General features: G+C 62.3%; 16 protein-coding genes. 9 read left to right on the top strand and 7 right to left on the bottom strand.

The window, feature by feature from the left end:
• Window positions 1–38 precede the first annotated feature (38 nt).
• The 4 genes from KTR60_RS05200 to KTR60_RS05185 all read left to right on the top strand — a co-directional run bounded on the left by KTR60_RS05200 (window position 39) and on the right by KTR60_RS05185 (window position 3,916).
• A complete protein-coding gene (locus tag KTR60_RS05200) occupies window positions 39–593 on the top strand; it encodes a hypothetical protein (RefSeq protein ID WP_003945732.1) in 555 nt (184 codons plus the stop codon).
• A 218-nt stretch (window positions 594–811) separates the two neighbouring features.
• Window positions 812–2,413: an ABC-F family ATP-binding cassette domain-containing protein gene (locus tag KTR60_RS05195; protein ID WP_042452635.1), complete on the top strand. Its 1,602-nt coding sequence runs from the start codon at window positions 812–814 to the stop codon at window positions 2,411–2,413.
• A gap of 8 nt (window positions 2,414–2,421) precedes the next feature.
• Window positions 2,422–3,003, top strand: a complete 582-nt coding sequence (locus KTR60_RS05190) for a hypothetical protein (RefSeq protein ID WP_228401920.1) — start codon at window positions 2,422–2,424, stop codon at window positions 3,001–3,003.
• A 142-nt stretch (window positions 3,004–3,145) separates the two neighbouring features.
• Window positions 3,146–3,916 carry an alpha/beta fold hydrolase gene (locus tag KTR60_RS05185; RefSeq protein WP_228402264.1) on the top strand — a complete coding sequence of 257 codons (771 nt, stop codon included), beginning with the start codon at window positions 3,146–3,148 and terminating at the stop codon, window positions 3,914–3,916.
• An 18-nt stretch (window positions 3,917–3,934) separates the two neighbouring features.
• Here the strand turns inward: KTR60_RS05185 and KTR60_RS05180 are convergent, their stop codons facing one another.
• Together KTR60_RS05180 and KTR60_RS05175 are read right to left on the bottom strand one after the other, a co-directional pair.
• On the bottom strand, window positions 3,935–5,983 hold the full coding sequence (locus KTR60_RS05180; protein ID WP_228401919.1) for a heavy metal translocating P-type ATPase: 2,049 nt from the start codon (window positions 5,981–5,983) through the stop codon (window positions 3,935–3,937).
• A 142-nt stretch (window positions 5,984–6,125) separates the two neighbouring features.
• Window positions 6,126–6,776 carry a DUF305 domain-containing protein gene (locus KTR60_RS05175; RefSeq protein ID WP_007734459.1) on the bottom strand — a complete coding sequence of 217 codons (651 nt, stop codon included), beginning with the start codon at window positions 6,774–6,776 and terminating at the stop codon, window positions 6,126–6,128.
• 216 nt (window positions 6,777–6,992) lie between these two features.
• Here KTR60_RS05175 and KTR60_RS05170 point away from each other — a divergent pair, with 216 nt between their 5' ends.
• Together KTR60_RS05170 and KTR60_RS05165 are read left to right on the top strand one after the other, a co-directional pair.
• On the top strand, window positions 6,993–7,706 hold the full coding sequence (locus KTR60_RS05170; protein WP_007734457.1) for a response regulator transcription factor: 714 nt from the start codon (window positions 6,993–6,995) through the stop codon (window positions 7,704–7,706).
• Window positions 7,703–8,824 (top strand): sensor histidine kinase, encoded by a 1,122-nt coding sequence (locus tag KTR60_RS05165; protein WP_082893152.1) that lies wholly within the window; start codon window positions 7,703–7,705, stop codon window positions 8,822–8,824. The genes KTR60_RS05170 and KTR60_RS05165 overlap by 4 nt, the downstream gene beginning before the upstream one ends.
• On the opposite strand, the gene KTR60_RS05160 is transcribed toward KTR60_RS05165, so the two are convergent.
• Window positions 8,808–9,098 (bottom strand): YiaA/YiaB family inner membrane protein, encoded by a 291-nt coding sequence (locus KTR60_RS05160; protein WP_228401918.1) that lies wholly within the window; start codon window positions 9,096–9,098, stop codon window positions 8,808–8,810. The genes KTR60_RS05165 and KTR60_RS05160 overlap by 17 nt on opposite strands.
• Window positions 9,099–9,261: 163 nt before the next feature.
• Between KTR60_RS05160 and KTR60_RS05155 the strand changes: the two genes are divergently transcribed.
• The gene (locus tag KTR60_RS05155) at window positions 9,262–10,470 is read left to right on the top strand and encodes a macrolide family glycosyltransferase (RefSeq protein ID WP_158170193.1); all 1,209 of its coding nucleotides are present in this window, start codon (window positions 9,262–9,264) and stop codon (window positions 10,468–10,470) included.
• Window positions 10,471–10,476: 6 nt separating this feature from the next.
• On the opposite strand, the gene KTR60_RS05150 is transcribed toward KTR60_RS05155, so the two are convergent.
• Window positions 10,477–10,923: a MarR family winged helix-turn-helix transcriptional regulator gene (locus KTR60_RS05150; RefSeq protein ID WP_007734451.1), complete on the bottom strand. Its 447-nt coding sequence runs from the start codon at window positions 10,921–10,923 to the stop codon at window positions 10,477–10,479.
• Window positions 10,924–10,980: 57 nt separating this feature from the next.
• On the bottom strand, window positions 10,981–12,387 hold the full coding sequence (locus KTR60_RS05145; protein ID WP_042452643.1) for a PLP-dependent aminotransferase family protein: 1,407 nt from the start codon (window positions 12,385–12,387) through the stop codon (window positions 10,981–10,983).
• 138 nt (window positions 12,388–12,525) lie between these two features.
• Between KTR60_RS05145 and KTR60_RS05140 the strand changes: the two genes are divergently transcribed.
• The gene (locus KTR60_RS05140; protein ID WP_058227295.1) at window positions 12,526–13,746 is read left to right on the top strand and encodes a pyridoxal phosphate-dependent aminotransferase; all 1,221 of its coding nucleotides are present in this window, start codon (window positions 12,526–12,528) and stop codon (window positions 13,744–13,746) included.
• Window positions 13,747–13,825: 79 nt separating this feature from the next.
• Here the strand turns inward: KTR60_RS05140 and purQ are convergent, their stop codons facing one another.
• The gene (gene purQ / locus KTR60_RS05135) at window positions 13,826–14,503 is read right to left on the bottom strand and encodes a phosphoribosylformylglycinamidine synthase subunit PurQ (protein ID WP_003945887.1); all 678 of its coding nucleotides are present in this window, start codon (window positions 14,501–14,503) and stop codon (window positions 13,826–13,828) included.
• Window positions 14,500–14,739, bottom strand: a complete 240-nt coding sequence (purS, locus tag KTR60_RS05130; protein WP_003945817.1) for a phosphoribosylformylglycinamidine synthase subunit PurS — start codon at window positions 14,737–14,739, stop codon at window positions 14,500–14,502. Before purS ends, purQ begins: the two co-directional genes overlap by 4 nt.
• Before the next feature lie 165 nt (window positions 14,740–14,904).
• On the opposite strand from purS, the gene KTR60_RS05125 reads away from it, so the two are divergent.
• Window positions 14,905–15,552: an MBL fold metallo-hydrolase gene (locus KTR60_RS05125; protein WP_007734446.1), complete on the top strand. Its 648-nt coding sequence runs from the start codon at window positions 14,905–14,907 to the stop codon at window positions 15,550–15,552.
• Window position 15,553 lies beyond the last annotated feature (1 nt).

Genomic DNA, 15,553 nt, shown 5'->3' with positions numbered 1-15,553 from the left:
CGCACGCCACACTCCACCAGCTCTCCGAGGAGAACGCCATGAAGAACTCACAAAACTCCGGCGACCGCAGGTTCGGCCGTCCCGGAGGTTGGCAACAGGCGTCGGTTCCCGACGCGAGTGATGCGTCCGACTGGTTTGCCGGTCGACTTCCAGATGACTGGTTCACCGGAACCGCCGACGTCCAGGTCGACCGCGAAGAAATCGTCGTGATCGGTGAACTCCCGGCAGTCGACGGTGGCGAGGCCGCCGCGGACGGAAGGATCTCACGCTTTCGCGAAACCACGCGCGCCGACCGGATGCGCATCGCCGACGAGGCCGAGGCTCGCTACGGGCGCAAGGTCGCCTGGGGTGTACGTCTGGACGAAAAGACCGTCCTGTTCACACATCTCGCAGTTCCGGTGATGACACGACTACGTCAGCCCGAACGCAAGGTTCTCGACACTCTGGTGGACGCGGGTGTTGCTCGTTCGCGAGCGGACGCCCTCATGTGGACAGTCCGGTTGGCGGGCAAGCACAGCGAACAATGGCTCACCGAACTCCGCGAAGCGATGTCGAAGGTCGACGACCTCCGATCCGAGGGTCCGAAAATCTGACGGCCCGAAAATCTGAGCACCGAACACTGACGAGACCGACAGCACAGAATAATTCGATTGCACGGGACCGTTCGAGTGTTCTAACCTGGAACACGAATCATTCCCGACAGAACAGGAAACGGGCCGTTGCTCCTCTAGAGGTTCATCACGCGAAGGCACTCGCACCCATCAGCACTTGCTGAGCCGGGCGCACAGTCCAAGCACCCTCTGGAGTACTCATGACCCAATCCCATCTTTCTCTGTCGCTCTCGGATCTCACCTTCATCTGGCCGGACGGCGAATCAGTCTTTTCCCACACCAATTTTGTATTCCCCAGTGGCCGTGTCGGTCTCGTGGGACTCAACGGATCGGGAAAGTCGACTCTGCTGCGATTGATCGCGGGAGAGCTCTCACCGGAATCTGGATCCGTGACCGCTTCCGGCGAGGTCGGCTACCTCCGTCAGGACATCACACTCGATCCGAGCGTTCGGGTGGATGACATCCTCGGTATCCACGAACTCCGAAACGCTTTGCACCGCATCGAAACCGGCGACGGCTCCGAATCCGACTTTGCGCTCGTGGACAACAACTGGGATATCGAGGAGAGCGCTCTCTCCACCTTGCATCGACTCGGCCTCGAGAAGGTGGTTCCGGATACCGCAGCATTGAGCCGAACTGTCGGCACCCTCTCCGGCGGAGAGACCGTCCTACTCGGCCTGACCGCAACGCTGCTGAAGAATCCACAGGTACTGCTCCTGGACGAGCCGACCAACAACCTGGATCGCGACGCTCGATCACGAGTTCATGCTGCAGTCCAACAGTTTCCGGGAACCGTGCTGATCGTCAGCCACGACCGGGAACTGCTCGACACCGCGGAGTACACGATCGAACTACGTCGGGGGGATCTACGCGTGTTCGGCGGCAACTACTCGCACTACCAGGAGGTCGTGACCGCTGAGCAGGAAAACGCACTCGCCACCGTTCGCGACGCCAAGGCCGATCTGGCAAAGCAGAGCCGCGAGCTGATCGACGCTCGAACGAAACTGGACCGGCGTAAGCGTTATGGGCAGAAGATGTTCGAGAACAAGCGGATGCCGCCGATCATCGCGCAGACACGAAAACGTCAGGCCCAAGTTTCGGCGGGAAAGCTGGCCCTCAACCATATCGGGAAGGTGGACGAGGCCAAGTCTGTCCTGTCGGAGGCAGAGGAACTCCTTCGAGACGATCGCGAGATTCGTCTGGATCTGCCTGCTACAGAGGTTCATCCGGGGCAGCAGGTTGCGCGGCTCGACGAGGTGACGTTGCAGAGCGGCCAAGTGGTATCGCTCCAGATCACCGGGCCGGAGCGGATTGCGATAGTGGGACGCAACGGAATCGGCAAGACGACGTTGCTCGATGCACTCGCCGCGTCGACTCCGTTCGTAGCCTCTCGTGCGCTCCCCCAACGTCTCGACGTGTTCGACGAGGATCTCTCGGTGGCGGACAACGTCGCGTTGGCCGCGCCACACGCGACAGCCGAGGAAATTCGCGGGCAGTTGGCACGGTTCCTTTTCCGGGGAACGGATTCCGACGTATCGGCATCCGCACTCTCCGGCGGTGAACGATTGCGTGCGGCGTTAGCCACGATCCTGCTGGCCGAACCCGCGCCCCAGCTGCTTCTTCTCGACGAGCCGACCAACAACCTGGACCTACCGAGTCTCGCCCACCTCACGCAGGCACTTTCCGATTTTCGCGGCGCCATGGTGGTGGTGAGTCACGATCTGCCGTTCCTTCGCGGCATCGGCATAACGCGATGGATCAGCATGGACGAGACTGGTATTCGAGACATCGATCCCGAGTAGGCCGACGGTTGACGCTGTCGGTGCTCGACGGTCTGGCCTACCGTGGGGCGATGTGCCTTCACCTCGACGCAACCGCCGCGCTGTCGCTCGCAGGTTGGGTTCGCGAAGAACCCACTCGATCGGCCTCTGCCCCAGTTCCGCAACCACTGGTCGGCGGTTGTGACCAACTCGTAGTGTGGGCGAGTTCGTTCTCCGTACTTGCCAGCTCCGACGACCAGGTGTGGTTTCTCTCGGCGGAGAACTATGCCGGTGGCGTTGGCGTCAGCGATGAGGCGTTTCCCTGGAATGCGTTCCGGCACGAGAGCCTGGCGGTCGCTTCCGGGCCGGCGGAGCGCGCGGCGATCAACGCCTTCTGGTCCACTCACCTCCCGGTCCTGCTGTCGGTGCGCAATGGGTACGAGTACTTGGCGCTCGCACCCGACGGTCAGGTTGTCCGTGGAGGAGAGCCGGAGTTCGAGGAGGTCACCATCGTCGCCGCTGATTTCGAGGCTCTGATTCGGGGCATAGCCGCAGGCGTCAGCACTGCAGACCCCTCAACCGATGCATTGCTTGGAACAGTGGGTACTGCCCCGCCGGGCAGTGACCGGTAGCTCTGGGGGAGGCCGAGTTGACGGCCCGACTGTTCGTGAGAGTCCACGCCATCCGTCGAATGGGTCCGGACGACTACTCGAGTTCACGTGCGTAGCAACTGGCACCCATACTGGACGGGTGTTGCACGACGTGAGAAATCCGGTGGACGGTGCACGGATCACCTATCAGATCGTGGGCGATGGCCCACCCCTGTTGATGGTGCACGGCACAGCGTTGTCGCGCTCCATCTGGCGTGGCTTCGGGTACGTCAAGGCACTTCAGGAGCAATATCGTCTGATCCTCGTCGACATGCGGGGTCACGGACGCAGTGACAAACCACACGACTCCGATTCGTATGCAATGGATCTGGTGGTCGGCGATCTCCTGGAGATCCTCGACACGGAGTCTCCGTTCGAGCCGGCACACGTCCTCGGATACTCGTTCGGCGGACGTTCGGTGATGTCGCTGACAGTCGAGCACTCCGAACGGGTGCGATCGCTGACCGTCGGGGGCGGTAGCAGCCGATCGATGACGGGCGCGTTCGACGCATTGTTCTTCCCGGGTTGCATCGACGTACTCGAAAGCGGCGGTATCGAGGGATTTCTGACCGGTTGGGGCGTGAGGCGCGGCAAACCGGTGGATCCTCAGACTGCGACTGCCTTCCGAATCAATGATGCCATCGCGCTCGCTGCCTACATGCGCCGCGCAGAGAAGGAGCACGGCATCGACGACGCCGTGCTGCAACGGATCACCACACCGGCGTTGTTGTTCGTCGGATCGAGAGATCGCGAGCGCCTGCCGGATACCGAGCATCTCGCGTCGCTGATCCCGGACAGTGCCTTGACTGTGATCGAAGGGGCTGACCACGCAAGCGCAGTCGCAGACTCCGATGCTGTACTGCGTGCGCTCATTCCGTTCCTGAGCCGACAGTAGTCCGCCTTCAACCTCTCGCTACTGCGATGTGAGCACTCTCGACTCCAACGCGGTCACCGGTGGTTGCCGCAAGTCCAAGCGCCTCAACAACTGGGCATTCGCGGCAACGACCACAGTGGATACCGACATCAGGATTGCTCCGACCTCCATCGGCAGCACGAACCCGACGGGCGCCAGTACTCCCGCAGCGAGGGGAACCGAGATCGCGTTGTATCCCGCTGCCCACCAAAGGTTCTGAACCATCTTGCGGTAGGTGGCGCGGGAGAGCTCGATGACCGAGCTCACCGAACGCGGATCATCGCTGGCCAGAACAACTCCCGCCGACGCGATCGCCACGTCGGTTCCGGCACCGATCGCGATGCCAACATCCGCCTGGGCGAGTGCCGGCGCATCGTTGACCCCGTCACCGACCATCGCCACGCGGTGGCCCGCAGCCTGAAGCCGAGATACCTGCGCTCCCTTGTCCTGCGGAAGCACTTCGGCGAAAACTTCGTCGATCCCGAGCCTGCGAGCCACCGAATGGGCCACGGCCTCCGCGTCTCCGGTGACCATGGCCACCCGCACACCGCGAGCATGGAGGGCGTCGACGGCCAATGCTGATTCCGGGCGAATCTCGTCGGCCAATGCCAATGCGCCGATTACCTTCTCGTCACGCACTACATGCAGGACGGTCGACCCGTCACTGAGCCACTCTTCGGTCCCCGGGATCGCGGTGGCCCCGACCGATCGCAGCATCCCCGGTCCGCCGACACCGACGCGTGCACCGGCGACGTCCGCAGCAACCCCGATCCCGTTGTGCGCCTGAAAGTCGGAACCCGAAGTGAATTCGAGCGACAACTCCCGCGCCGCCGCGACGACGGCGCGCCCGAGTGGATGTTCGCTGTCGAACTCGACGGCAGCCGCTGCGCTGAGAACGTCGTCATCGGAATACCCGTCGACACCGCGTACACCGACCACTGCGGGCTCCCCCTTGGTGAGAGTGCCGGTCTTGTCGAAGAGAACGGTGTCTACGTTACGCATCGCCTCGAGGGCCATGCGGTCGGTGATCAAGATCCCAGCCCGAGCCGCCCGTTCCGTCGCGATCGAGACGACCAGTGGAATCGCCAACCCGAGCGCGTGCGGGCAGGCGATCACCAGAACGGTGATCGTCCGGGTGACTGCGCTCTCCGGGGTGCCCCAGATACTCCAGGCGATCGCGGTCAGCACTGCCGCGCCCAGTGCGTACCAGAACAGCAGAGCAGCGGCCTTGTCCGCCAACACCTGCGCGCGACTCGACGAGTTCTGGGCTTGTTCGACCAGGCGCCGGATACCGGCGAGCGCGGTGTCTTCTCCCACGGCGGTGACTCGAAGCCGAAGTGCCGAGTCGGTGGCTACCGTGCCGGCCACCACCTGATCTCCGACAGTCCGGCGGACGGTCTTCGACTCGCCTGTAATCATGGATTCGTCCATGTCGGCGCTTCCCTCGACCACCGTTCCGTCCGAGGGAACACGGGCCCCGGGACGAACTATCACCAGGTCGCCGGTCGCCAGAGCTGCGGTGGGCACGGTTTCCACCGATTCCCCCACCACCCGTTCTGCCTCGTCGGGCAGCAAAGCGGCAAGTGAATCCAAGGCGCTCGATGTCTGACTGAGCGAACGCATCTCGATCCAGTGGCCCAACAACATGATCACGATCAGAAGCGCGAGCTCCCACCAGAAATCGAGAGTGTGATCCACCCAGTGCAGACTCGCAGACCATGACGCGAAGAAAGCCACGGTGATCGCGAGCGCGATCAACAGCATCATTCCCGGCTGCCGAGAACGGATTTCGGCAACAGCGCCGGCGAGGAACGGCTTGCCACCCCAGAAGTACATCACCGTGCCGAGTACCGGTGAGATCCATTCCACCAGAGAGTTTTCCGGCAGTGTGTACCCGACCAGATCAGCGAACATCGCGTCTGCCGCAACGACCGGAACCGCGATGACCAGCATGACTGCAAACAACGTCCGGAACTGTGCGACGTGATCCCCGTGACCACCGTGTGCCCCATGCTCCATCTGGCCATGGCTCATCTCGCTATGGTCCATCTGGCCATGGTCCATCTGACTGTGATCCATGTGGCGGTCATCCCCTCGCGTGTGATTGCAGCACAGCACCGGTCAAGCCATCAGCCTCGAACGTATGCCCAGGTAGCCACCCGAGCAAGGTCACGCGGCCAAGGCCTCCTGTTCAACTCCCCTTCAACATCGCTTCCATCTGAGTGATTTCCGCCTGCTGACCGGCAATGATCGCTTCTGCCATCTTCTCCGCCGACGGGTCGAGCCCGTTGTCGAGTTCGGTCTGGGACATGGTGATGGCACCCTTGTGGTGCTCGATCATCATCGTCAGCCACAACTTGTCGAACTCCGCGCCACTGGCATCGGTGAGGGCGGTCATGTCGTCGGCCGACATCATTCCCGGCATCTCGGCCATCCCGACGCCGTGTCCCGCGTGCGCCGACTCATCCATGCCCTCCATCGAACTCGACGAAGGCTCGGGGCGTCCCCACTCCGTCAACAATTCGGTCATCTGAGCCATCTCCGGGCCTTGCGCTGCCTCTATCTGCGCTGCAAGAGAGAGAAGTTCGGCATTGTCGGTTCGACCGTCGACCATTCTGGCCATGTCCAATGCCTGCGCGTGATGCGGGTACATCCCTTCGAGAAACTCGATGTCGGCAGCATTGACACCCGAAGGAATCTCCGACTGTGCTGCAACACTGGTTGTTTCGGAGGAATGGTTGATGCTCTCCCCGGAGTTGTCCGAGCATCCGGCAATCAACAGTGCTGCCGCTGCCACAACCGGAACGAACCGCGCGGCGCTCTTCCTGACCGTCAAAGACATGTTTTCACTCCCGAGAATTGATTCTGTTCGATATGCACTGCACCACAATTGATTTGACAAGAGTGCTGCACATGCACAGTTGCCACGTTACCGGCGAAAATCCACCGCGAAGCCCGATAACCGGCTCGAACAGGCTTCCTTCATCGAATCTTCACAGTCGAGTGGAAACCACCACGCGCCAGCAATGCAGACACGCAGTCGACTAACCTCGGTCTGATGAGCGCCGAACTACGACCTGGCGAGGAACCGGGGCGCGTTCTTGTCGTCGACGACGAGACTGCCCTCGCCAAGGTTGTCGCCAACTATCTGACACGCGAAGGATTCACCGTGCGCCTCGCCCACGACGGGCCGAGCGCGGTACGTTCGGTGCGCGAATTCGAGCCCGCGCTGATAGTGCTCGATCTAATGCTCCCGGGCTTCGACGGCATGGAAGTCTGCCGACGAATCCGTACCTTCTCTGATGCGTACATCCTGATGCTGTCCGCCCGCGGTGAAGAGTCGGACAAGGTGACGGGTCTGGCGGCCGGCGCAGACGACTACGTGGTCAAACCCTTCGGCCCCCGCGAACTGGTTGCGCGAGTGAAAGCACTGCTCAGACGGCCACGCGCGTCGAGTTTGCTGCCAAAAGTGCTGCCGACGCCTCCCGGTCTCGACATCGACGTCCTCGCCCGCACCGTGCATGTCGACAACCACCCTGTCGATCTCACTCCCACCGAGTTCGCGTTGCTCTCCGCGCTTGCATCCCGACCCGACGCTGCCTGGAGTCGGGCCGAGATCATCGCCTCGGTGTGGGGCTCGTCCTGGTTCGGGGACCAGCACATCGTCGACGTCCATGTGCGTGCATTACGCCGCAAACTCGGCGACGACGCGACCGATCCTCGGTTCATCAGAACCGTCAGGGGCGTCGGATACTCCCTGAGGTCGTCATGAACGCGGTCGTCATGAACGGGGTCGTCATGAAGAAACTCGGGCTACGCGGAAAACTGCTGCTGGCGCAGCTTGTCGTCCTGTTCGTCTCCTGCCTCGCCATCGCCGCAGTCGCCATTGCCGTCGCTGCCCCGCTCTTTCACAACCACCTCATGATGGCCGGCATCGAAGACTCGAATGTCCGTACCCACACCGAAGAGGCATTCGCTCAGACCATGACCATTGCACTGTTGTGCGGGATCGCGGTCGCACTGGTAGGCGCAGGCATCGCCGCGGTCTACATCGTCCGACGCATCACGGCCCCGATCTCAACGCTGGCGGAGGCGGCGCAAAGCGTCGCAGACGGGAACTTCGACGTGACTATCGGCAGGTCCGACGTAGATGCCGATTTCACGCGTCTCGAAACTGCCTTTGCCGACATGGCGGCACGCCTTGATCATTCGGATCGGGTCCGCAAACGCCTGCTTGCCGATCTTGCCCACGAATTACGCACTCCGGTATCGACTTTGGCTGCGTACGTGGACGGCATCGAGGATGGCGTCCTCCCCACGGACAACTCTTCATGGTCGGTCATGCGCGATCAACTCGAAAGACTGCGTCGGCTCTCTTGCGATCTGGCGGACGTCTCCGCGGCCGACGAACACGCTCTCGAACTCGATCGCCGAGACGAGAAGATCGACGACATCGTTTGCAGCGCAACGGCAGCAGCGGCGCCACGTTTCGCCGATCGTGGAGTCGAATTGACGACCGCGCTACCTCCGCAACCGATCACGGCCGAGGTCGATCGCCAACGAATCGAACAGATCCTCGCCAATCTGCTCGAAAACGCGTTGCGGCACACTCCGAGCGGAGGTTCGGTGACGGTGACACTCGCACGGGAAGGTGACCACCTCTCGGTGTCCGTCACCGACACCGGTGACGGAATTCCCGCAGACCAACTCGAATCAGTCTTCGACCGTTTCCATCGCGGTGATCGATCCGACGGTTCCGGTTTGGGGCTCACGATTGCGCGCAGCCTCGCGCTCGCACACGGCGGCGATCTGTCGGCGCTCCGAAACGAGCAACCTCTCGGCAGCACGCTGATCCTCACCTTGCCGACAGGTTTCAGGCTGCCGCTTTGAACGGATCGTGCTCGGCGATCAGCTTCTCGAGTCGAGCCTCGTCCACTCGAACCCTGACTGTGGATGCCTCCTGCTGATCACGAATCACCTTGGCCAACGTGAACGTACTGGTGACCAAGAACAGCAAGGACATTCCGAGAAATCCGCGTTGCCACGCATCGATCGGAAGATACGCAATTCCGAGGAGGGTGCCGACAAAACTGACGGCAAAGGCTATTCCGGCCTGAAGATAGAAGGCTGCAGTGGTCTTCGAGAGTGTTGTCGGTGTGCTCATGCTTCGAAGTCTGCTCGCCCATCCCGGCACTCGGATGCGTAGTCCTACTCGAGTGCGCACGGTACTTCCCCGGCAAAAATCAGATGCCGTTACCCATCCTGGTGGATAGTCTCGGTCCGGTATCCGGAGTTGTTCCAGAACAGTCAGACGGCAGGAGTGATCGATGACCCGCAGACATATAGCCATGGTGAGCATTCCGGCACCGGGCCACGTCAATCCGAGCCTGGCGATCATCGCGCGTCTCGTCGCCGCCGGTCACCGCGTCACCTATGCCAACGACGAGTCGATGCGTGAGATCATCGAGGCGACCGGGGCCGAATTCGCACCGTACGTCTCCACGCTGCCCAGCCTCGTCCCTTCTCCCGACGGCGCCGAACCGGAGAAGAGCTGGGACGGGGATCTGATCGATCAGTTGACGATTTTCCAGGACGATTACGAGTCGATGCTGCCGCAGCTACGCCGAATCTACGAAGACGATCGCCCTGACCTCTTTCTCTACGACATCGCCGGCATTCCGGCACGAATACTGGCTCAGCAGTGGGGCGTTCCCATCATCCAGTTGTCGCCGACGTACGTTGCCTGGGACGGTTACGAAGCCGACGCCGCACCGATGTACGACGAAATTCGTTCCGATCCGAGAGGCGTCGACCTGCTCGATCGGGAGACCCGGTTCTTCCGCGCCGAAGGCGTCGAGGTCGATCCACGTGAGTTCACCGGACGCCCACCCCGTGCAATCGTGCTGATCGCAGAATCGATGCAGCCCAACGCCGATCGCGTGAACCGCGACGTCTACACGTTCGTCGGCCCCGCACTCGAACCGAGCAGTCAACCTTGGGTGAACCCGGATCCCGAACGCAAGCTCATGTTGATCTCGCTGGGTTCAGCATTCACCGATCATCCGGATTTCTACCGCACCTGCGTCGAGGCTTTCGGCCAGATGGACGGCTGGCACGTCGTCCTCCAGATCGGAAAGCAGGTGCAGATCTCAGATCTCGGACCATTGCCCGACAACGTCGAAATACACCGTTGGGTACCGCAGTTCGCGATTCTGCAGCAGGCCGACGCGTTCGTGACCCACGCGGGTATGGGCGGATCCAGCGAGGGACTCGTGACCGGGACACCCATGATCGCAGTGCCGCAAGCCGTCGATCAGTTCGGCAACGCCGACTCGCTCGTCGACGCCGGTGTCGCAGTACGCGTCGACAGCGCTACCGTCACGGCAGTAGAGCTTCGTGAGGCGCTGACTCTGGTGAGCGCCGACGAGTTCCGCCGACGCAGCGCGGAGTTGGCAGAAGAACTCGCAGCGGCGGGCGGTGTGTCCCGTGCCGTCGAATTGATCGAAGCCGCTCTACCCGGCAGCGGGCCCAGATAATGTCTGCTACCAGTGCCAGGCGTCGCCGCCCACGTTCTTGATGGTTCGCTGCAGCACAGTGATGGTGGTGACAAACTCCTCTTCGGTGATTCCCTGCATCCGCTCTTCCTGCAGCATCTGCTGTACCCGCGCGGCGCGATCGAACTGCTCGGAGCCCGCATCAGTCGGGCGAAGGACAGACCCGTCTTCGCGCGCCCACCCCAGTTCGAGGGCAGAGTCGACGGCGTCATCGATCACGTCGGTGGATTCGTTCGGACCGATCGTCCGCAGGAGGACAGCGCGCTCCACCCCTTCAGGGTGCAGCGAAAGTTGGTGCAGGACCCACCACCCCGGCTGGGTGACGCCGATCGCTTCGAGTGCTCCGCGCGTGCGCGTGCGAATCGCTTCACCGGCTCGCGCGGTCCAGAATCCGATCGGCTGGTTGGCCGGTGGCTGCATCGCTTGTTTGTTCATGCACACGACGATAAAACCTCAACGGAAGTTCAGGTCAACCACCAGCGAGGTGAAGTTCTACATATGTTGCGTGATTGCTCGGCCGATAATGCGGGCGGCGTCGGGGAACTCACCCGGGTTCGGTCCGGCGTAGTTGAGCCGCAAGAACTTTCCAGTCGGTTCTGCCGGGAACCAATCGTCACCGGCCCCGACGATGACGCCGGCCGACCGGCAGTCCTGCACCACGCGTTCGACGTTCGTGGTGTCCGGGAGCCGAAGCCAGAGGTTGAGTCCGCCTTTCGGTACGGCGTCGAGGTGAGCGTCCGGCGCGTGCTCGCGCAGACTCGACACGAGGAGGTCGCGTCTGGCCTCGAGTTGGTGACGAAGCCTGCGCAAGTGCGTTCGCCAGGCCGGTTGGGTCACGACGTCGAGCGCTACCGCTTGCAGCATCCCGCTGACATACATCGAATCTGCCTGTGTATCAGCCAGAATCCGCTCGTACGCCGGCCCCCGAGCGATCAATCCGGCAACTCGCACCGATGGGGACACGCTCTTGGTCAGCGCACGAAGGTAGACGACGTGACCGCTGTCGTCTCGTGCAGCGATGGGGCTGGGATCTGCGGTGATTCCGAAGTCGAGCGCCGAACTGTCCTCGATGAGGAATGCGCCGTGCCGACGGACGGTGTCGAGAACCTTGTCAGCCAACGACGGCGACCACAGCGCTCCCGTCGGACTCGCGAAGCTCGGTTGTGCGTAGAACGCACGGGCACCGGTCTGTTCGAATGCACGCGAAAGCTCTTCAGGATCAGGACCGTTGGCGCCGCTGGAAATCGGAATGACCGTGACTCCAGCCTGCGCGGCGGCCAGGATCGCTCCCCAGTAGGTCGGCGATTCCATGAGCAACGGACGCCCCTCCCCCACCAACGCGCGAAAGGACGTCGCAAGCCCACCCTGACTGCCGGGAAGTACAACCACGTCGTTCGGCCCCGGCGGAGTGATCCCGGCAGGAGTGGCGGAACCCAATTCGGAGGCAAACCAGGACTGCAGTTCCGGAAGCCCGGCAGCGAGGGGCCGATTGAACACGGCGTCGGTTCGCGTCGCCCTGGTGAAGGCTGCACGAACCAGACCTTCCGGCAACAGCTCTCGGGCCGGATAGCCGGAATGCAGCGCGATCACGTCGTTGGAGGTGGACTGCAGCGCCATGGGCAGCTGCAGACGATAGTTCGGCGATCCAAGCGCCGCTGTCTGCCACCCGTAGTCGTTGGGTCGCACGACGCGCGCCGCGCGCACGAAGGTCCCCACACCGGGACGAGCCTCCACAACCCCCTGAGATACCAGTGTTCGCAGCGCCTTCTGCACGGTGACCGGACTCGCCCCGTGCAGGCTGACGAGCGACCGAGTGGACGGAAGCTTCGCGCCTGGAGGAGCCGTCGCGATCCACTCACGCAAGGCTGCGACAATCCTCGAACTGCTATCATTGGACATGTCGAATCATAGTAGCGCTACTCCTCTTTCGCCGCTAGCGCTATCGCGAATCAATGTCCGTTTCCAGACCGAACCCTGAGGCGCCCTTCTCATCTGAAACACAACTCGCCCACCCGAACCGGAGAGGTACGTAACCGCGTGAACACACCCATCGATCAGGCCCGCAAGCTCGAGAATGTCAGGTACGACATCAGAGGGCGAATTCTCGACAAGACCGAAGAACTCGAGGATCAGGGACACACGATCCTGCGACTCAACGTCGGCAATCCGGCCCCCTTCGGGTTCGAAGCTCCGGACGAAATCATGATGGCCATGATCCGCAATCTCCCTACCGCGCAGGGATATTGCGATTCTCGCGGACTGTATTCGGCGCGCACTGCGGTGGTCCAGTACTACCAGACGCGGGGTATCACCGACGTCACCGTCGACGAGATCTATCTCGGAAACGGTGTGTCCGAACTGATCACCCTGACGATGCAGGCCCTCTGCAATCCAGAGGACGAGATCCTGATTCCCGCTCCCGACTATCCCTTGTGGACGGCTTCGGTTTCACTTGCCGGCGGCACGCCCGTCCACTACCTCACCGATGAAAGCCAAGGCTGGGCACCGGACTTCGACGATCTGGAAGCTCGGATCACGCCGCGCACCCGAGGGATTGTCGTCATCAATCCCAACAATCCGACGGGCGCCGTCTACTCGACGGAGGTGCTGCAACGCTTCGTGGATCTAGCGCGCAAACACGATCTGATGCTCTTCGCCGACGAGATCTACGAAAAGATCGTCTACGACGGCCGATCCATGACAAACCTTGCGACGATGACCGGGCGAGACGTTCTGTGTCTGACGTATTCGGGACTGTCCAAGGCCTACCGCGTGTGCGGATTCCGAGCCGGATGGCTGGCCGTCACCGGACCACTCGAGCGGGCGTCGAGCTTCATCGAAGGCATCAAATTGCTGGCCAACATGCGAATGTGTGCCAACGTGCCGGCGCAGCACGCTATCCAGACTGCACTCGGCGGACGTCAGTCCATCGAGGACCTGTTGCTTCCACAAGGTCGGCTGACGGCCCAGCGCGATCTCGCACACACCACGCTCAACAGCATCGACGGGATCAGTTGCCAACAGGCCGACGGGGCGCTGTACCTGTTCCCCAAGCTCGACGTCGACAAGTTCGGCATCGTCGACGACGAGAGGTTCGTTCTCGATCTACTGGAATCGGAGAAGATTCTTGTCAGCCACGGTCGCGCGTTCAATTGGATCGAACCCGATCACTTCCGGTTGGTGACTCTCCCCAACACCGACGATCTCTCGACGGCACTCGAGCGACTCGGCAACTTCCTCAGTTCCTACAGCCAGTAGCCCTGGGTACCGGGCCCACATACGACTGAACGCCGACCGGATTTCCGGTCGGCGTTCAGTGGTGAAAATCAGCAGGCGATCAGGCAGTGACGATCGCGTCGAGGGCCGAGTAGAACAAGCCCAATCCGTCGTCACTGGGACCGGTGAGAGCCTCGGTGGCGTGCTCGGGGTGAGGCATCAAACCGACGACCCGGCCGTTGGCCGAGGAGATGCCGGCGATACGACGCTGCGAGCCGTTGGGGTTCTCCTCCGAGTAACGGAAGACGACGCGGCCTTCGCCCTCGAGTTCGTCGAGAACCTTCTCGGACGCCTGGAAGCGACCTTCACCCGACTTGAGGGGGATGAGGATCTGCGCGCCGGCCTCGTATCGCGAGGACCACGCCGTGTTGTTGGCTTCGACCGTCAACCACTCGTCGCGGCAGATGAAGTGCAGACCCTGGTTACGGGTCAGGGCACCGGGCAGCAATCCTGCTTCGCAGAGGATCTGGAAACCGTTGCAGATGCCCAGGACCGGCATGCCGCCCTTGGCTGCTTCCACAACCTTGCCCATCGCGGGAGCAAAACGTGCGATCGCGCCGCAACGAAGGTAATCGCCGTACGAGAATCCGCCGGGCACGATGACCGCGTCGACACCCTTGAGGTCTGCATCGCCGTGCCAGAGTTCGACAGCTTCACCGCCGGCCAGGTTCACTGCCCGCGCCGCGTCGATGTCGTCGAGCGTGCCGGGGAAAGTGATTACTCCGATACGTGCGCTCATGCCTCGACTCGCCTGACGGTCCAATCCTCGATCACCGTGTTGGCCAGCAGGCCTTCGGCGATCTTCTCGAGTTCGGCGTCTTCGACACTGCCGTCGATCTCCAACTCGAACCGCTTGCCCTGACGGACATCGGATACTCCTGCAAAGCCCAGGCGAGACAGTGCCCCGACAATTGCCTGTCCCTGGGGGTCGAGAATCTCGGCCTTGGGCATGACTTCGACGACGACACGGGCCACGTGCTGCTCCTCGGTACTAGTGCGCGAACCCGGAGTGAAACGCTCGGGTGATGGCCAGTTTACCGGGCGGACCCGAGATGGTTCGCATCGAGTGATCGGGGCGTGACGGCGACCACCTGTGAAACCCGCCTGCGAGTCCCTTCGGGGCGGCGCATACTCGAAATCATGCGACTGACACATTTTGGCCATTCCTGTGTGCTCGTGGAGTTGAACGGCTCGAAGATCCTCTTCGATCCCGGCAACTTCTCGCACGGATTCGAAGGCATCACCGGCCTCGACGCCATCCTCGTGACACATCAACACCCCGATCACGCCGACCCTGCGCGGCTGCCCGAACTGGCCGAAGCGAATCCCGACGCCGTGCTCTACAGCGATCCGCAGACGGCTGAAAAGCTCGGTGGGCGCTGGACCGGCGTCCGGCCGGGCGACCGGTTCAGCATCGGCGACGTCGAGGTGACCGGAACGGGCGGAGAGCACGCAATCATCCATCCGGACCTACCGATGATCGACAACACCGCGTTCCTCCTCGGTGACGCCACCAACCCGGCACGGTTCATGCATCCCGGCGATTCCCTCTACGTCCCCGAACAGAAGGTCGACGTTCTCGCCCTCCCCGCCGCCGCACCGTGGCTCAAGATCTCGGAGGCCATCGACTACCTCCGCGCGGTGGCGCCGCGCGTTGCGGTTCCCATTCATCAAGCGATCATCCGCGACGAGGCCGCAGGCATCTTCTACGGTCGCTACTCGGAAATGGCTGCCGACGGCACCGAGTTCCGAGTTCTCGACGAGGAGTCGAGCGTCGAAGTCGCCTGAT

It is taken from the genome of Rhodococcus sp. C1, from assembly GCF_020809065.1.
GTDB lineage: Bacteria > Actinomycetota > Actinomycetes > Mycobacteriales > Mycobacteriaceae > Rhodococcus_F > Rhodococcus_F qingshengii.
Note: the sequence above shows the minus strand (reverse complement) of the source record. Positions and strands in the feature narration are given on the sequence as shown.

Bases quoted from the DNA above. Each gene is read 5' to 3' on its own strand.
- KTR60_RS05200 (WP_003945732.1), top strand. From the start codon at position 39: ATGAAGAACTCACAAAACTCCGGCGACCGCAGGTTCGGCCGTCCCGGA.
- KTR60_RS05195 (WP_042452635.1), top strand. From the start codon at position 812: ATGACCCAATCCCATCTTTCTCTGTCGCTCTCGGATCTCACCTTCATC.
- KTR60_RS05180 (WP_228401919.1), bottom strand. From the start codon at position 5,983: ATGGACCATAGCGAGATGAGCCATGGCCAGATGGAGCATGGGGCACAC.
- KTR60_RS05175 (WP_007734459.1), bottom strand. From the start codon at position 6,776: ATGTCTTTGACGGTCAGGAAGAGCGCCGCGCGGTTCGTTCCGGTTGTG.
- KTR60_RS05170 (WP_007734457.1), top strand. From the start codon at position 6,993: ATGAGCGCCGAACTACGACCTGGCGAGGAACCGGGGCGCGTTCTTGTC.
- KTR60_RS05165 (WP_082893152.1), top strand. From the start codon at position 7,703: ATGAACGCGGTCGTCATGAACGGGGTCGTCATGAAGAAACTCGGGCTA.
- KTR60_RS05160 (WP_228401918.1), bottom strand. From the start codon at position 9,098: ATGAGCACACCGACAACACTCTCGAAGACCACTGCAGCCTTCTATCTT.
- KTR60_RS05155 (WP_158170193.1), top strand. From the start codon at position 9,262: ATGACCCGCAGACATATAGCCATGGTGAGCATTCCGGCACCGGGCCAC.
- KTR60_RS05150 (WP_007734451.1), bottom strand. From the start codon at position 10,923: ATGAACAAACAAGCGATGCAGCCACCGGCCAACCAGCCGATCGGATTC.
- KTR60_RS05145 (WP_042452643.1), bottom strand. From the start codon at position 12,387: ATGTCCAATGATAGCAGTTCGAGGATTGTCGCAGCCTTGCGTGAGTGG.
- purQ (WP_003945887.1), bottom strand. From the start codon at position 14,503: ATGAGCGCACGTATCGGAGTAATCACTTTCCCCGGCACGCTCGACGAC.
- KTR60_RS05125 (WP_007734446.1), top strand. From the start codon at position 14,905: ATGCGACTGACACATTTTGGCCATTCCTGTGTGCTCGTGGAGTTGAAC.